Here is a 6162-nt window from a genome sequence, read left to right as displayed (position 1 = left end):
TGGCTGTTCCAGGGCATGGACATGATATTCGAAGATGTTATCTATAGCATATTGAAAATGGGCATCATTACTGGCTTTGCCTTTAATGTTGGTTGGTACATGGAAAATATAGTTCCACTAGTCTCTAGCATCCCCGCCGGGATAACTCAGATTCTAGTTGGATCCGACTCAAACTCTGCGAACATGGTAGATACTCTAATTGGCTCATATATGAACACTGTTATTGAGTTCATGAAAGGTCTCGACTTCAGTTTATTCAATAGCGATGTGGCAGACCTCGCTGCGGCCATAATTGCGCTTGCGATACTTGTTCTATCAGGACTGGCATTTTTAGGAGTTTGTGTCTCAACATTGATAATGTTGAAGCTGGCCACTACTTTGTTTCTTATAGTCGGCCCTGTATTCATAGCCTTCTTCTTATTTGATGCCACAAAGCAATATGCTTGGGGATGGATAAATTTATTGGCTGGTTTCATGCTGACAAATATTCTGTTCGGCGTTGTAGTTTCGGTAGAAGTCACATATATCAGCAATACAATTCTACCAGCTAACGGCCCAATTAAAGCAGATTGGATAAGCCTGTTGAGCATGCCTCTTGTATTCGGTGCTTTCGCAGTCCTGGCGCAAACGATCCCCAACTACGCAGCTAGCGTCATGGGCGGAACGCCCATAGGTAGTTCATCAGTTGGCTCAATGCTCAGATCAGGAGGTGTTGGGGCAGCGTTTAAAATGGCAAAAAATCTTTCTAAACTACGCCGTCACCGTGCATCAATCGAGTAATCGGAAAAGAGGCTGGAGAATTCCAGCCTCTTTTTTTTGACCGTTCGTCGGGCGCTAACAGGGGTTTCAAAGGGGTATCCCCTTTGGCACGTCGATTGTGTAAACAATCGGTAACGTGCCTCATTTTACTTTCAGTTTTCTCCTTAAAAATCAGCTCATAGCGCTTACTGGGCGCCTACTAGACAAGCCAAATCTCTTCATAGACAGTGCCTAGACAGCCTACGGACGCCACATGCACACAGGTCTTACAGATGAACGACGAAGCGGCCAGGAAGCAACTAAGTCTGGTAGCAGAAGCCTTGAGCGCATCTATACCGATGCAGAAAGCCATCGAAAACAATCTACAAATTCTCGAAAAACTTAGAGATTTTGGATATAGCAACGGGTTTATTAGCAACGTGCTCACACAGGGGTCTAAAAAACCCATATCTCCTGAGCTACTTTCGTCAATGCTATATCGGGCGCGTAAAAAGAAACCGCCTAAAATAGTTGAGCCACATCAGACTCAAGAAGTTGATACGAATAAAAATCATCCGTTCAAATCACCCTCAAGCTCTCGCGATGGGTATCGCCGACGCCAGGATTTTAATTATGACCCAACGCCCAAAAAAAGCTTGATTTACCCTTCAGATATAAAACAATAGTTGGATGAGACATGATTAAAAAACAAATTGAGGAAGCTCAGCATCATTTGTCTGTTATGCAGAAAATGGAAAAGGAAGTCATGAGTAGCGGGGAGAAAAGTTTCGATCTAGAAAGTCATTTGATTTTATTAAAATCCTGTCTCTTGGCGCAGAACAACCTTTCCTGCGTAATGCACACCTTGGCAAAAAATACAATTATTGACTGGCAGCGGCCGTTAAACAGCGAGCGCTAAAAATATATTTTACGCATTATTTAAACCGAGATAATCATGAAGAAAAAAATTAGCACAGTTATAGTTTTTTGTTTATTTTCAATCAGTATTCTTCCTACAGTCACACTGGCAACCGGAATTCCGACTGTAGATGTTGCGGCAGCAGCAATTTTACAAAACAATGCAATTGCTCAAGCGACACAGGCACTAGATGCATTAAATAATGCAAAAAATGGTATTGCGCAAGCTAGACAGCAATACGAAAACTACAAAAGCCTCGTGTCAGGGAACGATAAACTTGGAAGGTTCTTAAACAGCCCATCCTTGAATAAAGTCCTTCCACTCGGCGAATGGTCAGAAGTTTACAATACTGCTACAGACATAGTAGCTCTGAGAAAACGGTACGGTTTAATATCCGATAACCTCAGCGTTCAACAGAAATTCGACATGATGCTAGCGGCAGTAGAAGCCCTAGAGCGTAATTACAACGCGAGTACAGAGCGTGTTTCGAATGCAGAGGCATTACGATCCAAGCTAGATGAAGTGGAAACTCCTCAACAAAAAAGCGACTTACAACTACGCTATCAACAAGAGATTATTGAGCAACAAAATCAACAAATGCGAATAGCAAATATTCAAATGCTACAACAGCAACAAGAAAAAATAATGGATCGCCAAAGGGCCCAAGCTTTTATGGATAGGTTGAATGGGAAGTAAAACTGGCTTCTGCTATGAACATTTTCACTATCTCGTGAGTGCCGCCAGCTAGTGCTCGATGTCGCCGGCACCGATCGCCGCCCTGGACCTGGCCGTCACCTGCAGGACAGCGCCGGCGACCAGGCCGGGCGCGTGGCCAGCTCGCCCCGAGGCAGATCCGCACCAGGTGATGGCCACCAGCTGCTCGTCCTCGATCACGCCGGCGCCGATCGCCGCCCTGGAACAGGGCCTGGCCAACCCCTACAGGACAGCACCGGCGCCGCCGGCGACCCGGCCGGCCACGTCGACCAGCTCGTCCCGGGGCAGATCCGCACCAGGTACTGGCCACCAGCTGCTCGACATCGATCCCGGCGGCGCCGATCGTCGCCCTAGAACAGCGCCTGGCCAGCCCCTGCAGGACAGCACCGGCGTAGCCGGCGAGCCGGCCGGCCACGTCGACACGCGGGCCCCGGGCAGATCTGCACCAGGTGATGGCCACCAGCTCGCTTAGAACGATCACGAGCGCAAAACCTCGCTGATTGCCGAGGTTTTTATAAAAAACCGTTGATCCCATTCCACAAATAGTGGAATATGGTCTCACTACTCAGCCCCGTACGCAGCGATTAAGTTCACTGGCCGTTGGGGTGAAAAAACCGGCCAAGAGCCGGTTTTTTCGTTTCTAAGGGATGAGAAATCTTGCGCACGGCCTGCTTTGTCGACGGTTACAACCTTTTCTACGGCCTGTTGGCAGGCACTGAGTACAAATGGCTTGATCTGCAGGCCCTTCTTGGTCATATCGTCCATGTCGAGCACCCAGGCAGCACGGTAGAGGCCGTAAGCTTCTTCACCTCAGGCGTCAAACCGTCACTAGCTACTCGGGGAATTGCGTCTAAAGAAGCCCAAGACACTTATCTCCGAGCCCTGATCGCACGTGGCGTAAATGTCTTCTATGGCAGGCATCAGCTCGAATCCGGCAAGGCTCCCCGCTTTATCGACAAGAACACCCCCGCATCCAGAGCTGACCAGGTCGAAATCTGGAAGCTCGAGGAGAAAGAGACGGACGTACACATCGCGATCAGCATGTACCGGCTTGCGGTACGCCAGTCCGCGCTGCCGCCTGATCAGCGCATCGAGCAGCTGGTTCTGGTCTCTGCAGACACCGACATGACTCCGGCCCTGAAGGCTATTCACGAAGACTTCCCGGAGCTGCGCTTGGGCGTGATACTTCCTCACCGTGAAGGCATCAAGCGAACCGTGCCAGGCTCGCTTAAGCAGTACGCCCACTGGATGCGCCACGTTGTGACGAACGTCGAGCTTAGCGCGCATCAATTTCCATCTCGGGTACCCACTCGCAAGAAACCTGCAGACAAGCCTGACTACTGGTAAGGCGGCCATCACCGAATTTTCTAGTTCCCTTCACACTGGATCACCCGCAAACGAAGTGCGCAGGGCGAAGCCAGCGGCGTGAAGGAGCGAAGCGCCCATGCATGGTCTTGCGGGAAAGACGCAGAATTTCTTGGGCGCACAGCGACTGGAACGCCGCTAACATCAGGCTGGCGAAAATTTTGAATCCTAAGACAGGCGGCCTTCGGCCGCCCCGGCGCTACGCGCCGCCTGCAGTAGTGAACCCACTACCGTGTATGACTTTGCCAGTTACCCACCGGCTACGCCCGTGGATAACTGCCGGCAGGCGTAGCCTGTCGATCCGCACTGACGCGCTTCGCTTGTCGGGTCCGCCTGGCTCCCTGGTTCGCCTACGGCGACCCAGCGATCCAGACGGACCTGGGCTTCAGACGGCTTCATTTTCCCTTGTCTGAGGTGCAGAAGAACGCGGTGGTGAGGGCACCACCGAGGCCGGCGGCTGCCTTTATGGCAGCCTGCAAGGCCGCAAGCGGTGGCGCCGCAGGCGGCACCACATAGCCCCTCCCGGGGCCGCTCCTAAAAGAATAAGAGGGCGTTTTCACTCCGAAAATGCTGGAGGCCACGTATTTCGCGGCTTACAGCGGTTTTTGGGCCTGCTTGCAATGTTCACTCTAGAGCGAACATATATGTTCACTCAGCTAGTGAACATTTACCACTTGAGTGAACATTGTGTGCGCACACGGTGTTCATATATACTGAACACAATGTTCACTGAGCCGAACGGATATGTTCACTTGAAACAGATCAGAAAAGACCCTGCTGATTTCGCTATGTTGACCCGCGGCTACATACGGGACATCAGAGAGCTGTCCCGGCGCAGTCCCTGCGCCTTCCAGGTCTTCATGCTGCTCACTGAGCGTATGAACAAGACCAATGCCATTGTCATTAGCCAAACCACGCTCTGCCAGATCCTCAGCTACGGCCGGACGGCGATACACAACGCTATCCGCCTGCTGGAGTCTGAGCGGTGGCTGCAGATCGTGAAGATCGGCACTGCCAATGGGTACGTTATCAACTCGAAGGTGGTTTGGCGCGACCACAGCGGCAAACGCTATGCGTCGTTCTATGCCGAGGTCGTTGCAAGTGAGAGCGATCAGGGCCGACCTGTCGAGGATTGGGACAACATCGAGCTGCGGCACGTGCCAGTTCTTCAAGCAGGAGAGCAACCTATCTCTACTGGAGATCTGCCACCACCAGACCAAGCAGAGCTACTGCCTCTGACTAGGGACGAAGTTCCTCGCGTTAGAGATCCTGACGGCCAGGGCGATCACGAGTAAGGTGGCACAGACCACTGAGGAGACGTGACACATGGCTTGGCACACCATCCAGGAAGCACAGAAACTGACCGGCAAGAGTCGTAGGACTCTTTATCGGGATATGGCCACAGGTCGCTTATCTTGGGAGCCAGAGGGTGAAAACGCCCGCCGCCTGGAAACGTCAGAGCTAATCCGCGTCTATGGCGAGCTGAAACCTCTGACACAGCCAGAACCTGAAAAAACGGCACATGCTGACACTGGCCTTGGCTCACAGGACACCGCCCTGATCATGGCCGAACTGAAAGCTTTGAGGGAGGAAGTGGCCGAGCTTCGCCAGGCAATGCGCCTGATCGAGCACAAGCCGGATCTGGCACAACCTGACACACATACAGAGGTACCTGAGAAGGTCCCTGACGACAAGCCGACGCCATGGTGGCGGAGGCCTTTTATGACCCGATAAGGGTTAGGAACCGGCGCTGGCCGGGGGGGCAACCCCGACTAGCGCCTAACCACAACGACACCGCTAGGAGGTGTTCACTATGGCTGGACCGCATTCTACAGAAAACGCCCTGCAGGACTCGCAATTCACTGTCCTGGAGCTAGTCGCCACTCATCAAGATCTCAAGCTATATGCCCCATGCTTGATACAGATCCAACATCGCCGCGACGGCAAAGGCTACCGCCTAGTAAGAAAACCGCTGCATACAGTACCTCTTCCTGTAGGAGAGGAATAATCATGGCATCTGATCACGAATTCGATCTCATAGATATTATTGACTCTTTGAACAAAGAAATATCTTCATTGCAGGCCATGCACTTGATGCTTCATACGTATATAAAGAATTCCGCTCTAAGCAAAGAGCCAAAGATGTCTCCTTCCGAGCTGAGGGTATTCAATACTGGAATTGACAATTTGGCGAGCGCCACATTTTCCAATGTGGCGAAGCTAATAAACAAGATTACGAATTGCAAATAGACAATATTTAAGCAAAGGAATTCTTTATGGACGTTGCTGTAGTTCAACCAATTTTTGATGCCATAGACGCATCAATGAATGGGACCATTGTAAATGGTACATCTAAACTCATGGTCACGATGTCTGCTGTATTTGGTAGTTTTTGGATGATGAATTTCGTTGGAAGAAGCTTGAAA

Annotated in this window: 7 protein-coding genes; all 7 read left to right on the top strand. The window is 50.9% G+C overall.

Translation table 11 applies throughout. The annotated features are described in order from the left end of the window. On the top strand, positions 1–780 hold a 780-nt coding region (locus DM374_RS31935), incomplete at its 5' end, for a type IV secretion system protein (protein WP_157969795.1). A 251-nt stretch (positions 781–1031) separates the two neighbouring features. Beyond that, positions 1032–1424 (top strand): hypothetical protein, encoded by a 393-nt coding sequence (locus tag DM374_RS33345; protein WP_157969794.1) that lies wholly within the window; start codon positions 1032–1034, stop codon positions 1422–1424. Between the two features lie 11 nt (positions 1425–1435). Beyond that, complete coding sequence (locus DM374_RS31930; protein WP_110973466.1) at positions 1436–1657, top strand: hypothetical protein; 222 nt, start codon at positions 1436–1438, stop codon at positions 1655–1657. A gap of 36 nt (positions 1658–1693) precedes the next feature. Continuing rightward, the gene (gene virB5, locus DM374_RS31925) at positions 1694–2353 is read left to right on the top strand and encodes a P-type DNA transfer protein VirB5 (RefSeq protein WP_110973465.1); all 660 of its coding nucleotides are present in this window, start codon (positions 1694–1696) and stop codon (positions 2351–2353) included. Positions 2354–3028: 675 nt separating this feature from the next. Beyond that, positions 3029–3718, top strand: a complete 690-nt coding sequence (locus tag DM374_RS31915) for an NYN domain-containing protein (protein WP_110973463.1) — start codon at positions 3029–3031, stop codon at positions 3716–3718. 770 nt (positions 3719–4488) lie between these two features. Then, positions 4489–5031 (top strand): plasmid replication initiation protein, encoded by a 543-nt coding sequence (locus tag DM374_RS31910; RefSeq protein ID WP_157969793.1) that lies wholly within the window; start codon positions 4489–4491, stop codon positions 5029–5031. Between the two features lie 31 nt (positions 5032–5062). Further along, the gene (locus DM374_RS31905) at positions 5063–5470 is read left to right on the top strand and encodes an entry exclusion protein 1 (protein WP_225422660.1); all 408 of its coding nucleotides are present in this window, start codon (positions 5063–5065) and stop codon (positions 5468–5470) included. Positions 5471–6162 lie beyond the last annotated feature (692 nt).

The organism is Pseudomonas huaxiensis (genome assembly GCF_003231275.1).
GTDB lineage: Bacteria > Pseudomonadota > Gammaproteobacteria > Pseudomonadales > Pseudomonadaceae > Aquipseudomonas > Aquipseudomonas huaxiensis.
The sequence above is the reverse complement of the archived record's forward strand: the minus strand, read 5'-3'. Positions and strand labels throughout refer to the sequence as shown.

Bases quoted from the DNA above. Each gene is read 5' to 3' on its own strand.
- DM374_RS33345 (WP_157969794.1), top strand. From the start codon at position 1,032: ATGAACGACGAAGCGGCCAGGAAGCAACTAAGTCTGGTAGCAGAAGCC.
- DM374_RS31930 (WP_110973466.1), top strand. From the start codon at position 1,436: ATGATTAAAAAACAAATTGAGGAAGCTCAGCATCATTTGTCTGTTATG.
- virB5 (WP_110973465.1), top strand. From the start codon at position 1,694: ATGAAGAAAAAAATTAGCACAGTTATAGTTTTTTGTTTATTTTCAATC.
- DM374_RS31905 (WP_225422660.1), top strand. From the start codon at position 5,063: ATGGCTTGGCACACCATCCAGGAAGCACAGAAACTGACCGGCAAGAGT.